The following is a 14,819-nucleotide window of genomic DNA, read 5'->3' as shown; positions in this document are numbered from 1 at the left end:
GCTTATTGAGAAAGGTGGATTCTTATGCTAGATTTTACCTGGAAGTTTTTCTCCAAAACAGGAAGCATTGAAACGTACTTGCTTTTGAAAGAAATGGAAAAAGACGTAAACGATGAGATGGATCAACATGAAGAGGAGCTAGCGCATCTAGACTCTCCAATTTCTTGACCCGTTTTGTTCAAACCTTGGATGGTGACGAACATGTTTCAAAAAGTTGAGGGCATCGTTATCCGTACGACAGATTACGGAGAAACGAACAAGATTGTTACAATATTCTCAAGAGAATTGGGTAAGGTAAGTGCAATGGCAAGAGGAGCGAAAAAACCGAAAAGCCGGTTAGCATCTGTTTCGCAACTTATGACCCATGGTAATTTTCTTATTCAAATGGGATCTGGACTTGGAACTTTGCAACAAGGCGAGATTATTTCAACTATGAAAGAAATTCGCGAGGATATATTTTTAACTGCTTATGCATCATTTATTGTTGAGTTAACTGATAAAGCAACAGAAGATAAAAAACATAATCCATATTTATTTGAAATGTTATATCAAACGTTGCATTATATGTGTGAGGGTGTTGATTCAGAAGTATTATCATTAATTTATCAAACGAAAATGCTTCCGGTATTAGGGATGCGCCCGTACTTTGATACATGTGCGATTTGTCATCAAGAAACAGATTTTGTCGCCTTCTCTGTCCGGGAAGGCGGTTTTCTGTGCTCGCGTCATGCTGAGCAAGACCAGTATCGTATACCAGTGGGGGAAGCTGTTCATAAATTATTACGTCTTTTCTACCACTTCGATTTACATAGACTTGGCAATGTATCGGTGAAGGATAGCACAAAAAAACAAATGCGTTTAGTATTGAATACATATTATGATGAATATTGCGGGATTTATTTGAAGTCAAGACGTTTCTTAGAACAACTTGATAAGTTTCAAATATAATTTGGGGCCGTATACGGTCCTTTTTACATCCTATCTTTTTCAAATAGCATATTTAGTATATAATATTTAAGAGATAGTATAACTTTTTTCGTTGTGCATTAAAGGTGGTGATTATCATAGAGCTGAATAAACGGCAAGAACATATCATTCAGATTGTAAAAGATCACGGTCCTATTACAGGGGAGTCAATTGCTGCGCAATTAGGATTAACACGTGCAACACTAAGACCAGACTTAGCAATTTTAACGATGGCTGGTTATTTAGAAGCGCGTCCACGCGTAGGTTATTTTTATACGGGTAAAACCGGGGGGCAGCTATTATCTGAGGCTGTTAAGAAAATTAAAGTACAAGATTATCAATCTAGACCAGCTGTAATTGATAAAAATGTATCAGTATACGATGCGATTTGTACAATGTTTTTAGAGGACGTAGGTACCTTATTTGTTGTAGATCAGGCGATTCTATTAGTTGGTGTTGTGTCTCGTAAAGATTTATTAAGAGCTAGCCTTGGAAAGCAGGATTTAACCTCTCTTCCGGTTAATATTATCATGACAAGGATGCCAAACATTACGATGTGTCGTAGAGAGGATTCTTTATATGATATTGCGATGGAATTAATAGAAAGACAGATTGATGCGATGCCGGTTGTGAAAGATACGAAGCAAGGTTTAGAAGTGATTGGACGAATTACAAAAACAAATATTACACGTGCGTTTGTAAACTTAGTAAATAACGAATAAGTGTAATTTGTTTAAAGTGAGGTAATATAATGGATAATAAAATCGTATATGTCGTATCTGACTCTGTTGGAGAAACGGCTGATTTGGTTGTTCGAGCAGCGATGGGGCAATTCCCATTTGCTCCTGATATTAGACGTGTACCGTATGTAGAAGATACAGGGACATTAAAAGAAGTGATTTCGATTGCTAAGAGCAATCAAGCGCTTATTTGTTTTACGTTAGTAAAGCCTGACATGCGTCAGTATTTAGTGACAGAGGCTGCGAAAGAAGGCGTAGAGGCATATGATATTATCGGGCCTCTTATCGATCAAATTGAAGAAATTACAGGGCAAGTACCAAGATATGAGCCGGGTGTTGTTCGTAGATTAGATGAAGAATACTTTAAAAAGATTGAAGCGATTGAGTTTGCTGTAAAGTATGATGATGGTAGAGACGCGCGTGGTATTTTAAAAGCAGATATCGTGTTGATTGGGATTTCGCGCACATCAAAAACACCACTTTCTCAATATTTAGCTCATAACAAACGTTTGAAAGTTGCTAATGTACCGCTCGTACCAGAAGTAGATCCGCCTGAAGAGTTATATCAAGTGGCTAAAGAAAAATGCTTCGGTTTGAAAATTACGCCAGAGAAGTTGAATCATATTCGAAAAGAGCGATTGAAATCACTTGGACTAAGTGATGGTGCAACATATGCCAATATTAATCGTATTAAAGAAGAAATTGATCACTTTGAGAATGTAGTTGGTAAAATAAATTGTCAAGTAATTGATGTATCGAATAAAGCGATTGAAGAAACAGCCAACATTATTGTGAATGCAGTGCAAAACCAAAAATTGTTTTAGCACATTTACCAAAGGTGAATGTGCTTTTTTCGCTCGTGAGAAACACAATACCTGTTGATTTCGTAATAGATTATAGCGGAGTGGTTATACTTATATTCTTCTGTCTTTTTATTATGCTAAAGGCAGGGTTTCGTTATCCTGAAATAGAAGATGAAAAAATAAAGGGATATGTAGCGTAGTTGAAGAAAATATATTATAATAAAAAATTGTGATAAAAACCTATATTTTACGTTTAGACTTTAATTTTTCAGAATAAACTAGGGATAGGATTTACGAAAAGACATGTAATTACGTTAAATCGACAAAATCTATACAAGAAAACGCACATTATGGAAGGATTCGCAGAAGGGATGTAGAATACAGAAATATGCAAAACATCAATATCGTATTAGTTGATGCAGATGCATAGCCTGTGAATGCTGAAAACTGTGCAAGTTGGAACGAAAGTTCATGTCGAAATTTTGTTTGTCACATCGTATGCTCATCGTTTAAGGAAGAAGCAAGGGAAATTGGATCTATGTAGATACTGAATAAGCTAAAGTTGATTTTTTATATGTATCAACATGCAAAAAACAGATCTCGTGATCACATAGGATATGGTGCTTGCTAGTCTTCTTGTAAAAAAGTGTATATGTATTGTCTCCAGGAGGTACATTTGTAACAGGTGAGCAAATGGATACAATTTTATATAGTAGGTACGTATCTGCGAAATTACGCAGAAAAGGGCCTACAAAATCGTTTGATAACGTGATCGACAACACTTTCTAATAAGTTTAGAAAAAATATTGTCGAATTATAAAGGAATTTTTTAATTTTTATCGAATACAAAATACGACACGGAGATGGATTTATGGGGAACAGAATTCCCGAAGAAGTTGTTGAACAGATTCGGACGTCATCGGATATTGTAGAAGTGATTGGTGAATACGTTCAACTTAGAAAACAGGGGCGTAACTATTTCGGCCTTTGTCCATTTCATGGTGAGAATTCTCCTTCATTCTCTGTTTCATCTGATAAGCAAATTTTTCATTGCTTCGGATGTGGAGAAGGTGGAAATGTATTTTCCTTTCTAATGAAAATGGAAGGATTGGCTTTTACCGAGGCTGTTCAAAAGCTAGGTGAAAGAAATGGAATGGCGGTTGCAGAGTATACATCAGGGCAAGGACAACAAGAAGACATATCTGATGACACTGTCATCATGCAACAGGCTCATGAACTTTTGAAAAAGTATTATCATCATTTATTAGTAAATACAGAAGAAGGAAATGAAGCACTTTCGTATTTGTTAAAACGTGGTATTACGAAAGAGATGATTGAGAAGTTTGAAATTGGTTATGCGTCACCTGCTTGGGATGCAGCAACGAAAATTTTACAAAAAAGAGGTTTATCGCTGTCTAGTATGGAACAAGCTGGTCTTCTCATAAGAAGCGAGAAGGATGGTAGTCATTATGATCGCTTCCGTGGAAGAGTTATGTTTCCAATCTATACGTTACAAGGTAAAGTGATAGCGTTTAGTGGAAGGGCATTAGGAGATGACACTCCGAAATATTTAAATAGCCCTGAAACACCGATTTTTCATAAAAGTAAATTGTTGTATAACTTCCACCAAGCGAGACCGTTTATTAGAAAACGTGGGCAAGTGGTCCTTTTTGAAGGGTATGCCGACGTAATGGCTGCGGTAAAAAGTGGTGTGGAAGAAGCTGTCGCGACAATGGGAACAGCTTTAACTGAAGAACAAGCAAAACTTCTGCGACGTAACGTTGAAACTGTTGTTCTTTGCTATGATGGTGATAAAGCAGGGCGAGAAGCAACGATGAAAGCAGGGCAATTATTGCTAAAAGTTGGTTGCCAAGTGAAAGTTACATCCTTGCCAGATAAGCTTGATCCTGATGAATATGTGCAACAATATGGGACAACTGCTTTTGAAAATCTTGTGAAATCAAGTATAAGTTTTGTTGGTTTTAAAATAAATTATTTGCGTTTAGGGAAAAATTTGCAAGATGAGTCTGGCAAAGAAGAATATGTGAAAAGTGTTTTAAAAGAGTTATCGTTGCTACAGGATGCGATGCAGGCAGAATCATATTTGAAGTCATTATCGCAAGAATTTTCGTATTCAATGGAAACTCTTTTGAATCAATTGCACCAATATCGCAAAGAACAAAAGGTACAGCAAAAACAAGTAAAGCAGGTTTCTAAGCCGTCTCAAATTGTTCAAACAAAACCGAAGTTAACAGGTTTTGAAAGGGCAGAAAGAGAAATTATTTATCATATGTTGCAAAGTCCAGAAGTGGCTGTTCGTATGGAATCCCACATAGAAGATTTTCATACAGAAGAACATAAAGGGATTTTATATGAACTATACGCATATTATGAAAAGGGAAATGAACCTTCAGTCGGAACATTTTTAAGTTGGCTCTCTGATGAGAAGTTGAAAAATATTATCACTGATATTTCGACGGATGAATTTATTAATCCAGAATACACAGAAGAAGTGTTACAAGGCCATTTAGAGACGCTCAGCCGTCATCAAGAAAAACTTGAAAAGATGGAAATCATCTTTAAGGTAAAACAAATGGAAAAAACAGATCCTGTAGAGGCTGCTAAATATTATGTAGCATATTTACAAAATCAAAAAGCGAGAAAATAGCTTTTTTGATAAATTTTTAGTATAATGAATGTTTGTATCTCGCGTAAGGAGGGGAACAGATGGCTGACAAACCAGCTCGTTCTAAACAAATTGAAACTGAAATGACCCTTGAGCAAGTGAAAGAACAACTCACTGAGCTCGGAAAAAAACGTGGCGTTCTTACATATGAAGAGATTGCAGAACGCATGAATGGATTTGAAATTGAATCCGATCAAATGGATGAATACTATGAATATTTAGGTGAACAAGGGATTGACTTAGTTGGTGACAATGATAACGACGAAGGTCCTAATAATCGCCAAATTACAAAAGCGGAAGAAGAATTCGACCTTAATGATTTAAGTGTACCACCTGGGGTTAAAATCAATGATCCTGTTCGTATGTATTTAAAAGAAATTGGTCGTGTAGATTTACTATCTGCAGAAGAAGAAATTCGACTTGCAACGCGTATTGAAGAAGGCGATGAAGAAGCGAAACGTCGTCTTGCAGAAGCAAACTTACGTCTTGTAGTAAGTATTGCAAAGCGCTACGTAGGCCGTGGTATGCTTTTCTTAGACTTAATCCAAGAAGGGAATATGGGTCTAATTAAAGCGGTTGAAAAGTTCGATTATCGTAAAGGTTTCAAATTTAGTACGTATGCAACTTGGTGGATTCGCCAAGCGATTACACGTGCGATTGCAGACCAAGCACGAACAATTCGTATTCCAGTTCATATGGTTGAAACGATTAATAAGTTAATTCGTGTACAACGTCAATTACTACAAGATTTAGGACGCGAACCATCTCCTGAAGAGATTGGTGAAGAAATGGATCTTGCTCCAGAAAAAGTACGCGAAATTTTAAAAATTGCACAGGAGCCAGTTTCTCTTGAAACACCGATTGGTGAAGAAGATGACTCCCATTTAGGTGATTTTATTGAAGACCAAGAAGCAACATCGCCTGCGGACCATGCAGCGTATGAATTGCTAAAAGAACAATTAGAAGATGTGTTAGATACACTAACAGATCGTGAAGAAAATGTTCTACGTCTTCGTTTTGGTTTAGATGATGGACGAACTCGTACGCTTGAAGAAGTTGGGAAAGTATTCGGCGTAACGAGAGAACGTATCCGTCAAATTGAAGCAAAAGCACTTCGTAAATTAAGACATCCAAGCCGTAGTAAGCGTCTTAAGGATTTCTTAGAATAGGCTACTTTTAAGTTTACTTCACCTTTGTGAAGTAAACTTTTTTATTTTGTTAACTTTTGTTAAACTTTAGCTATCGGCAACGATTACAATTTCTTGTAATTTATTTTACAGAATTGTCTTTTGATTTGCAAATGCTCATTTTTCGATTTTTCGATTAATTTTGTGTATTCTATACAAAAATATATGTAGAAAAGTGAAAAATATGATGAGAAACGTTAATAATTATCGAAATAATAAGCGATATAACAATAAAAAACAATAAACTGAATTTATGGAATATTTTTAACGATTGGTAGTTTACTCTTTTCTGATAGAGCGTTTTCAAGTACAATGTAAATGACTGAATCATCTAACTATTTAGGGGTATAGAGGGGGGAGAAGAGATATGAAACGTAATCCGCTGATTCCGTTCGCTCTTATTGCAGCATTAGGTATTATCGTTATGTTTGTATTTTCATTTCAGGGGCTAAATAAATCTAAAGAGTTAGCTGATGCAAAAAATGGCGGGAAGCCAGCACAAACAGCATCAAAACCAGAGGATATTGTGAAGCAAAGCTGTACGAGCTGCCACGGTGACCAGTTACAAGGGGCAGTAGGACCTAATTTACAAAAAATTGGTGGGAAACTTTCAAAAGATGAAATTAAAGAAATTCTTTCGAAAGGAAAAGGAAATATGCCTGCCAATATAGTTCCAGCTGATCAAGCCGCTAAAGTAGCTGATTGGTTATCGAAGAAAAAATAAAGTTCCGTATGACAAGTCTTTTGCTTATGCAAAGGGCTTGTTTTTCTATATTTTCTAAAATACGATGAGTGATAGAGAAGTGAATTGTTTTTATAGGCTTGCAACAACTACTATAAATTCATTATCATGGAGACAGACTGACAAGAGAAGGAGTAATGGAAATACATGAATGAAGTAAAGCTTTCAAAACGATTAGAAGAAGTAGTGCGTGAAATACCAGTAGGATCTACAGTAGCTGATATTGGATCGGATCATGCGTATTTACCGTGTTATACAATTATAAATAATATTGCTACAAAAGCAGTTGCTGGAGAGGTTGTAGATGGACCATTTCGCTCTGCACAAGCAACTGTAGCTGAAAGTGGCTTACAAGATAAAATAGATGTGCGTAAAGGGAATGGATTAGCTGTTATCGCGCCAGGAGAAGTAGATGTAATTACGGTTGCTGGAATGGGTGGAGCGTTAATTCGTGACATTTTAGAAAGTGGTAAAGAAAAATTAGAAGGGGTAACTCGTTTAATTTTACAGCCGAATATTGCAGCGCATCACATTCGTGAATGGTTTATTGAGAATGGATGGGAGCTTATCCATGAAAAAATCGTAAAAGAAGATGGGAAAATTTATGAGATTTTAGTAGGCGAGCGAGGAAACATCGCGGTGCCTTATTCTGAGAATAAACAAGCGGAATTATTTATGGGGCCATTTTTAATAAAAGAAAAAGGTGAAGCTTTCGTTGAAAAATGGGAAGGGGAATTAAAAAACTTCCAAAATATTTTAAAGCAGTTAGAACGTGCGGCTGATTCTGAAGAAACAAAAGCGAAGCGTGCGGAAGTAGAAGCGAAAATGAAAATGATACGGGAGGTTTTATCATGAGTAAAATTCCAAATGGCCATGAAATTATTTCTTTATTTGAAAGTATGTATCCGAAGCATTTGGCGATGGAAGGAGATAAGATTGGCCTGCAAATTGGAGCGCTTAATAAACCCGTACAACACGTATTGATTGCGTTAGATGTAACGGAGGAAGTTGTGGATGAAGCAATTCAATTAGGGGCGAATGTCATTATTGCGCATCACCCTTTAATTTTTAATCCGTTAAAAGCGATTCATACAGATAAAGCGTACGGAAGAATTATTGAAACGTGTATTAAAAATGATATTGCCATTTATGCAGCACATACAAATGTGGATGTTGCTAAGGGCGGGGTAAATGATTTACTTGCTGAGGCGTTAGGATTGCAAAATACAGAAGTTTTGGCACCGACATATGCAGAAGAAATGAAAAAAGTTGTTGTGTTTGTGCCAGTAACTCATGCAGAAGAAGTACGAAAAGCATTAGGAGACGCAGGTGCTGGTCATATCGGCAATTATAGCCACTGTACGTTTAATAGCGAGGGTACAGGTACGTTTGTACCTCAAGAGGGAACAAATCCTTATATCGGGGAAACTGGGCAGTTAGAACGCGTAGAAGAAGTGCGAATCGAAACGATAATTCCAGCTTCACTACAGCGAAAAGTGATTAAAGCAATGGTAACGGCACATCCATATGAAGAAGTAGCATATGATGTGTATCCACTTGATAACAAAGGTGAAACATTAGGGCTTGGAAAAATAGGATATTTACAAGAAGAAATGACACTTGGACAGTTTGCGGAACATGTAAAGAAATCATTAGATGTAAAGGGTGCACGAGTTGTTGGGGATTTAAATGATAAAGTGCGCAAAGTAGCTGTACTTGGTGGCGATGGTAACAAATACATCAATCAAGCTAAATTTAAAGGAGCGGATGTATATGTAACAGGTGACATGTATTATCATGTTGCTCATGATGCGATGATGCTCGGTTTAAATATAGTTGACCCAGGACATAACGTTGAAAAAGTAATGAAGCAAGGTGTACAAAAGCAATTACAAGAAAAATTGGATGAAAAGAAACTCAATGTACACATTCATGCTTCGCAATTACATACAGATCCATTTACATTTGTATAAGAAAAATAAAAACCGTTGCTTATAGGCAACGGTTTTTATTATTGTTCTTTTTTCACTTTTACACGAGGCAATATTTTTTGTAATGGTACTTTTCGAACTCTCTCCCATGTAGCGGGATTCATTGGATCATATTGATCTAAGAAAGCGATAACTTCTTTTGTAATTGGAGTTGGAGTAGAAGCACCTGCTGTAACAGCTACGTTTTCTACACCTTGTAGCCACTCTAATTTTATCTCACTTACGTCTGCAACGCGGTATGCTTTCGTACCAGCGATTTCTTGTGATACTTGTGCTAAACGGTTTGAGTTGTTACTTTTCGGATCACCGACAACAATTGTTAAGTCTGCAACATCAGCTTGTTTAGCGACAGCTTCTTGGCGAACTTGAGTTGCTAAACAAATTTCCTTATGGAATTCTGCTGTTGGGAATTTCTTCTGAATGTCCTCCATTAAATGTTGAACATCCCATTGGCTCATCGTTGTTTGATTTGTAACTAAAATTTTATCTGTTGGAATTTCTAATGTTTTTAAATCATCAGCTCTTTCGATAAGGTGAACGATGTCAGGTGCAATACCAACTGCACCTTCTGGTTCTGGATGATTTTTTTTGCCGATATAAATGACATGGTAACCTTCAGCTTTCTTTGCTTCAATAAGGTCATGTGTTTTTGTAACATCTGGACAAGTGGCATCGATTGTCGTTAAACCTTTTTCTTTTGCACGTTGTTTAACTTCTGGAGAAACACCGTGTGCAGTGAAAATAACAGTACCAGAATCGATTTTATCTAAAATTTCTAATCGACTTGGACCGTCTAATGTAATGATGCCATCTTCTTCAAATGCATCTGTTACATGTTTGTTGTGAACAATCATACCTAAAATATAAATAGGTCTTGGTAATGATGTATCTAATGCGGCGTTACGTGCAATAACCATCGCGTCCACAACACCGTAGCAATAACCACGAGGGGAAATTTTAACAATTTTCATATGAGTAATCCTCTCCTTCTAAACAAGGGATACTTTTGTGCATAGTCTTTTACATTATAAAGGAGGAATGGATAGAAAACAAAGGATTGTTACACATATAGTTTTGGTTTTGTTGCTATTTTTTGAACAGGCTCCTCTCGTAATTCTTTTTCTATGACAGGCTCAATCACTATTTTTTTTCTTTTTCTTTTTTTTTGTGGAGGAGGCGGAGTTGCTACCTCAACCTTTTCTGTTATGTCTTCAGTTGGATTTTTAGTTGGATCTTCTTCCGTACTTTTTCCAGAGGTGAGGATTTTAACAATGCTTGGTAGGTTACGCATAATAGGACCGTACTGTTCGACGACAGGGCTTACAGATTGAACGACTTGGGATACTTTTTCAATATTGTTTATCATATTAGTTGGATTCGAAATTAAATTTGCAAAAAAACTGCCGATGCCGCTACTTGATGCTGCTGTAGTTGCTGCACCGCCGCGCGTTTCATTTGATTCATACATTTGAGGGGGAATCATTTGCTCTGGATGTTGCTGCATGTATGGTTGATATTGTTGTGAGTATTGCTGCGGGTATTGTTGTTGGTATTGGTATTGTTGTTGATATTGGGGCGGCGGTTGCTGGTGCATCATTGGCGGTGGTCCATCCATTTGTCGATAAGGTGGAACCATTTGCATGAAAGGCTCGGTTGGATCGTGTTTTTTAAAGAGTTTAGCAAGGAACCCTTTCTTTTTTTGTGCCATCGGTGGTAGTTGTGGAATTGGATATGGTGTATAAGGTTGCTGTCCTTGATTCGGATACATTTGCCTTGTATGGGATTTTGGAAACATGTGAGAAATCCTCCTTTCTTCAGTTAGGTATATACACATACAATATGCAATAAGAGGGAAGAAGGTTAGTTTTTGAAGTAAAAACCTAAACTAAAGATGGATTTTACTTGTAGATTTCGATATAATGTAGACTTGGCTGATTTGTGCGCGCAGTAGAAATTTAGAAAGAAGGTGTAACTTATGACACAACAAACTTTTACACAGTATGATTTTAAACCATTTTTAATAGATGCAGTTCGTGAACTACGCTTTACAGAGCCGACAGGAATTCAAAAGAAAATTTTCCCGGTCGTGAAAAAAGGTGTAAGTGTAATTGGACAATCCCAAACAGGTTCTGGGAAAACACATGCATACTTACTTCCTACATTGAACAGAATTAATGCAAGTCGTGAAGAAGTACAACTTGTTATTACAGCGCCTACTCGTGAGTTAGCACAACAAATTTACGAAGAAATCGTGAAATTAACAAAGTTTTGTGCGGAAGATCAAATGATTACAGCACGTTGCTTAATTGGTGGAACTGATAAACAACGATCAATTGAAAAGTTGAAAAAACAACCTCATATTGTAGTTGGAACACCAGGACGTATTAAAGATTTAGTGGAAGCACAAGCATTATTTGTTCATAAAGCAAATACTATTATTGTCGATGAAGCAGACTTAATGCTTGATATGGGATTCATTCATGATGTAGACAAAATTGCATCACGCATGCCTAGAAACCTGCAAATGCTAGTTTTCTCTGCAACAATTCCTCAAAAACTAAAACCGTTTCTGAAGAAATATATGGAGAATCCAGAGCATATTCATATCAATCCAAAACAAGTTGCGGCTGGGAATATTGAGCATTATTTAGTACCTTCTAAACATCGTAACAAAATCGATTTAGTGAACAAAATGTTGCTACAATTTAAACCGTATTTAGCAGTTGTTTTCACGAATACGAAGAAGATGGCGGATCAGGTTGCTGACGGATTAATGGAACGTGGCTTAAAAGTTGGACGAATTCACGGAGATTTATCACCGCGTGATCGTAAAAAAATGATGAAACAAATTCGTGATCTTGAATTCCAATATATTGTTGCAACTGATTTAGCAGCACGTGGTATTGATATTGAAGGAATTAGTCATGTTATTAACTACGAACTTCCATCAGATTTAGATTTCTTCGTTCACCGCGTTGGAAGAACAGCACGTGCGGGGCATTCAGGTATTGCAGTGACGATTTATGATCCAGCAAACGAAGAAGCGTTAGATAGTTTAGAAAAACAACGTCATATTGAGTTCAAGCATGTAGAGTTACGCGGAGATGAGTGGGCGGATTTAGGTGAACGTCGTCGTCGTAAGAGCCGTAAAAAACCAAATGATGAACTTGATGTTATGGCAACGAAAGTTATTAAAAAGCCGAAAAAAGTAAAACCAAACTATAAACGTAAACTTGCAACAGAACGTGATAAAGTGAAGAAAAAATATAGCAATAAAAAAAGATAAGGGGAGCCCCCCTTATCTTTTTTTATCCGGATATTTGCGGGATAATAATCGGTGGGGAATGAAAAAACACTGATTAAAGTTTCGGTGTAGCTAGTTACAATTTGCGTAGTGTTTTAGGAACAAACAATTCGCTACATATTTCTACAAATTATGCTATCATTATATCTATTGTATATTGAAGAGGTGATTGTATGTTAAAGATTGGATCTCATGTTTCTATGAGTGGTAAGAAAATGTTATTAGCAGCAAGTGAAGAGGCTGTTTCATACGGTGCAACGACGTTTATGATTTATACAGGTGCACCGCAAAATACACGAAGAAAACCAATTGAAGAATTGAACATAGAAGCAGGAAGAAAACATATGGAACTAAACGGTATTGAGGAAATTATCGTACATGCACCATATATTATTAATCTTGGGAATACGACGAAGCCAGAAACATTCCAATTAGGTGTAGACTTCCTTCGCATGGAAATTGAAAGAACATCGGCATTAGGTGTAGCGAAACAAATCGTTCTTCACCCAGGTGCGCACGTTGGTGCAGGAGCGGATGCTGGTATTCAACAAATTATTAAAGGGCTTAATGAAGTATTAATGCCAGAGCAGACGGTTAACATTGCGTTAGAAACGATGGCAGGAAAAGGAACAGAATGCGGTCGTAGCTTTGAAGAAATTGCAAAGATTATTGATGGTGTAAAATATAATGAAAAATTATCAGTATGCTTTGATACGTGTCATACGCACGATGCAGGATATGATATTGTAAATGATTTTGACGGCGTATTAAATGAATTTGATAAGATTGTTGGTATGGATCGTTTGCAAGTACTTCATATTAATGATAGTAAAAATGTATGCGGCGCAGGAAAGGACCGTCATGAAAATATCGGCTTCGGTCATATCGGTTATAAAGCGTTACATCATATTGTGCATCATCCGCAGTTAATGCACGTACCAAAAATTCTTGAAACGCCATATGTAGGTGAAGATAAAAAAGATAAGAAGCCACCATATAAATTAGAAATCGAAATGCTGAAAAATGGTACTTTTGATGAAGGAATTCTTGAGAAAATTAAAGCGCAATAAGCAATAAGGAGGGGATTTTCCCCTCCTTATTTTAGTAGTTGCTGAAATAAAGTATTTACTTGTTGGGCAGTAGCAGGGGAGGTTACTTTTGCTATTTGTTTTAAGAGCTCTAGCCGTTCGTCATTATCGTAAATGTTAATATTCTTTCCTTTCATAAGTAAAACAATTTGATCCGCTTGTGCAGTCGTAATAGAAACTTCATATTCTTTACTATATTTCAATAACTCTTTTGTAGAAATATGATTTAATTTTTTATTTACAAGTTGTTTAATGAGGTTCATCGAGTTATCCTCCTTCACACGTTCTTCTATCGAAATATATGAGTACGTAGCTTGTACATATTCGTATAGAGTTTCTTTTTCCATGAGAAAAAGAAGCGTATGTTATAATATAAGGACAAAACTATAGAAAAAGAGTATAAGGAGGACCTATGGAACAAAAGCAACATCGAAAAGAAAGTGTTATCCATCTTATTTATCGTTTAGTTATGATTATTTTTGGGGCAGCATGCGCAGCGGTAGCGATTGAACTATTTTTAATGCCAAATAAAATTATTGATGGTGGAATTATTGGTATTTCTCTTATATTAGATTATCTTACTCCTAATATTTGGTGGTTAAGTTTCTCTACTTTAGTCGTTATTCTCAATATCCCATTTATGTATTCAGGTTATAAGCAAATTGGGAAAACGTTCATGTTATCTTCGGCGTTCGGTATTGTAGCTTTAGCGTTTATTGAATCAACGTTACATGCTGTTCCGCCATTTACAACAGAGCCGATTTTAGCAACAGTGTTTGGTGGTCTTATTTTAGGTATTGGTGTAGGGCTCGTTATTCGCCATGGTGGATCAATGGACGGAACAGAAATTATGGGTATTTTATTAACGAAGAAATTACCTTTCTCTGTTGGCGAATTTGTAATGTTTGTGAACTTATTCATTTTTGCATGGGCAGCATTTGTATTTGGTGTTGAACAAGCTATGTATTCTGTTATGACGTACTATATCGCATTCAAAACAATTGATACAGTCATTCAAGGTTTAGATGAAACGAAAGCAGTTTTAATTGTATCAGATCAATATGAGGAAGTATCAAATGCGATTTTGCATCGTCTTGGTCGTGGAACTACAAAGCTTGTAGCGAAAGGCGGTTACACGGATAAAGAAAAAGAAGTTATTTATGCAGTTGTAACGCGTCTGGAAGTGACGAAGTTAAAATCAATTGTGTATGAAATTGATGCGAATGCGTTTGTTACGATTATGAATACACAAGAGACAAATGGTGGCAAGTTTAAATCGGCTATCCACTAGAAAATTTATCCGGTAAAAACC

15 protein-coding genes are annotated in these 14,819 nt (G+C 36.5%); 12 read left to right on the top strand and 3 right to left on the bottom strand.

Annotated features, from left to right (window positions below; all coding sequences use genetic code 11):
- Positions 1-24: 24 nt before the first annotated feature.
- The 9 genes from DM800_RS21300 (at position 25) to DM800_RS21260 (ending at position 9,097) form a co-directional block, all read left to right on the top strand.
- Complete coding sequence (locus tag DM800_RS21300) at positions 25-168, top strand: YqzL family protein (protein WP_000883924.1); 144 nt, start codon at positions 25-27, stop codon at positions 166-168.
- Between the two features lie 33 nt (positions 169-201).
- Entirely contained in the window at positions 202-948 is a 747-nt protein-coding gene (gene recO / locus DM800_RS21295) for a DNA repair protein RecO (protein ID WP_000487012.1), read from the top strand.
- Between the two features lie 107 nt (positions 949-1,055).
- Positions 1,056-1,688 (top strand): transcriptional regulator CcpN, encoded by a 633-nt coding sequence (locus DM800_RS21290; RefSeq protein WP_000583754.1) that lies wholly within the window; start codon positions 1,056-1,058, stop codon positions 1,686-1,688.
- Between the two features lie 29 nt (positions 1,689-1,717).
- Positions 1,718-2,530, top strand: coding sequence for a pyruvate, water dikinase regulatory protein (locus tag DM800_RS21285; RefSeq protein WP_000368941.1), 813 nt, complete (start codon positions 1,718-1,720; stop codon positions 2,528-2,530).
- A gap of 850 nt (positions 2,531-3,380) precedes the next feature.
- On the top strand, positions 3,381-5,177 hold the full coding sequence (dnaG, locus tag DM800_RS21280; protein WP_000528234.1) for a DNA primase: 1,797 nt from the start codon (positions 3,381-3,383) through the stop codon (positions 5,175-5,177).
- A gap of 59 nt (positions 5,178-5,236) precedes the next feature.
- The gene (rpoD, locus tag DM800_RS21275; protein ID WP_000764061.1) at positions 5,237-6,364 is read left to right on the top strand and encodes an RNA polymerase sigma factor RpoD; all 1,128 of its coding nucleotides are present in this window, start codon (positions 5,237-5,239) and stop codon (positions 6,362-6,364) included.
- A gap of 385 nt (positions 6,365-6,749) precedes the next feature.
- Complete coding sequence (gene cccA / locus DM800_RS21270) at positions 6,750-7,106, top strand: cytochrome c550 (protein ID WP_000828141.1); 357 nt, start codon at positions 6,750-6,752, stop codon at positions 7,104-7,106.
- Between the two features lie 165 nt (positions 7,107-7,271).
- Entirely contained in the window at positions 7,272-7,979 is a 708-nt protein-coding gene (locus DM800_RS21265) for a tRNA (adenine(22)-N(1))-methyltransferase (RefSeq protein ID WP_001006534.1), read from the top strand.
- Positions 7,976-9,097, top strand: a complete 1,122-nt coding sequence (locus tag DM800_RS21260) for a Nif3-like dinuclear metal center hexameric protein (RefSeq protein ID WP_088123411.1) — start codon at positions 7,976-7,978, stop codon at positions 9,095-9,097. Before DM800_RS21265 ends, DM800_RS21260 begins: the two co-directional genes overlap by 4 nt.
- A 38-nt stretch (positions 9,098-9,135) precedes the next feature.
- Here the strand turns inward: DM800_RS21260 and DM800_RS21255 are convergent, their stop codons facing one another.
- Positions 9,136-10,086 (bottom strand): 4-hydroxy-3-methylbut-2-enyl diphosphate reductase, encoded by a 951-nt coding sequence (locus DM800_RS21255; RefSeq protein ID WP_087985254.1) that lies wholly within the window; start codon positions 10,084-10,086, stop codon positions 9,136-9,138.
- Positions 10,087-10,175: 89 nt separating this feature from the next.
- On the bottom strand, positions 10,176-10,910 hold the full coding sequence (gene vrrA, locus DM800_RS21250; RefSeq protein WP_097907663.1) for a VrrA/YqfQ family protein: 735 nt from the start codon (positions 10,908-10,910) through the stop codon (positions 10,176-10,178).
- A gap of 180 nt (positions 10,911-11,090) precedes the next feature.
- Here vrrA and DM800_RS21245 point away from each other — a divergent pair, with 180 nt between their 5' ends.
- Together DM800_RS21245 and DM800_RS21240 are read left to right on the top strand one after the other, a co-directional pair.
- Complete coding sequence (locus DM800_RS21245) at positions 11,091-12,401, top strand: DEAD/DEAH box helicase (protein ID WP_000194012.1); 1,311 nt, start codon at positions 11,091-11,093, stop codon at positions 12,399-12,401.
- A 191-nt stretch (positions 12,402-12,592) separates the two neighbouring features.
- Positions 12,593-13,489: a deoxyribonuclease IV gene (locus tag DM800_RS21240; RefSeq protein WP_048541534.1), complete on the top strand. Its 897-nt coding sequence runs from the start codon at positions 12,593-12,595 to the stop codon at positions 13,487-13,489.
- Positions 13,490-13,515: 26 nt separating this feature from the next.
- Here DM800_RS21240 and DM800_RS21235 read toward each other — a convergent pair whose 3' ends face one another.
- A complete protein-coding gene (locus DM800_RS21235) occupies positions 13,516-13,770 on the bottom strand; it encodes a DUF2624 domain-containing protein (RefSeq protein WP_001048965.1) in 255 nt (84 codons plus the stop codon).
- Between the two features lie 149 nt (positions 13,771-13,919).
- Here DM800_RS21235 and DM800_RS21230 point away from each other — a divergent pair, with 149 nt between their 5' ends.
- Complete coding sequence (locus DM800_RS21230) at positions 13,920-14,798, top strand: YitT family protein (RefSeq protein ID WP_000435955.1); 879 nt, start codon at positions 13,920-13,922, stop codon at positions 14,796-14,798.
- Positions 14,799-14,819: the final 21 nt, after the last annotated feature.

The sequence above is a fragment of the Bacillus sp. AY18-3 genome (assembly GCF_008042305.1).
Lineage (GTDB): Bacteria > Bacillota > Bacilli > Bacillales > Bacillaceae_G > Bacillus_A > Bacillus_A wiedmannii.
This window is presented reverse-complemented; position numbering and strand designations above follow the sequence as displayed.

Coding starts and splice junctions, on each gene's coding strand:
- DM800_RS21300 (WP_000883924.1), top strand. CDS start 25: ATGCTAGATTTTACCTGGAAGTTTTTCTCCAAAACAGGAAGCATTGAA.
- recO (WP_000487012.1), top strand. CDS start 202: ATGTTTCAAAAAGTTGAGGGCATCGTTATCCGTACGACAGATTACGGA.
- DM800_RS21285 (WP_000368941.1), top strand. CDS start 1,718: ATGGATAATAAAATCGTATATGTCGTATCTGACTCTGTTGGAGAAACG.
- dnaG (WP_000528234.1), top strand. CDS start 3,381: ATGGGGAACAGAATTCCCGAAGAAGTTGTTGAACAGATTCGGACGTCA.
- rpoD (WP_000764061.1), top strand. CDS start 5,237: ATGGCTGACAAACCAGCTCGTTCTAAACAAATTGAAACTGAAATGACC.
- cccA (WP_000828141.1), top strand. CDS start 6,750: ATGAAACGTAATCCGCTGATTCCGTTCGCTCTTATTGCAGCATTAGGT.
- DM800_RS21265 (WP_001006534.1), top strand. CDS start 7,272: ATGAATGAAGTAAAGCTTTCAAAACGATTAGAAGAAGTAGTGCGTGAA.
- DM800_RS21260 (WP_088123411.1), top strand. CDS start 7,976: ATGAGTAAAATTCCAAATGGCCATGAAATTATTTCTTTATTTGAAAGT.
- DM800_RS21255 (WP_087985254.1), bottom strand. CDS start 10,086: ATGAAAATTGTTAAAATTTCCCCTCGTGGTTATTGCTACGGTGTTGTG.
- vrrA (WP_097907663.1), bottom strand. CDS start 10,910: ATGTTTCCAAAATCCCATACAAGGCAAATGTATCCGAATCAAGGACAG.
- DM800_RS21245 (WP_000194012.1), top strand. CDS start 11,091: ATGACACAACAAACTTTTACACAGTATGATTTTAAACCATTTTTAATA.
- DM800_RS21240 (WP_048541534.1), top strand. CDS start 12,593: ATGTTAAAGATTGGATCTCATGTTTCTATGAGTGGTAAGAAAATGTTA.
- DM800_RS21235 (WP_001048965.1), bottom strand. CDS start 13,770: ATGAACCTCATTAAACAACTTGTAAATAAAAAATTAAATCATATTTCT.
- DM800_RS21230 (WP_000435955.1), top strand. CDS start 13,920: ATGGAACAAAAGCAACATCGAAAAGAAAGTGTTATCCATCTTATTTAT.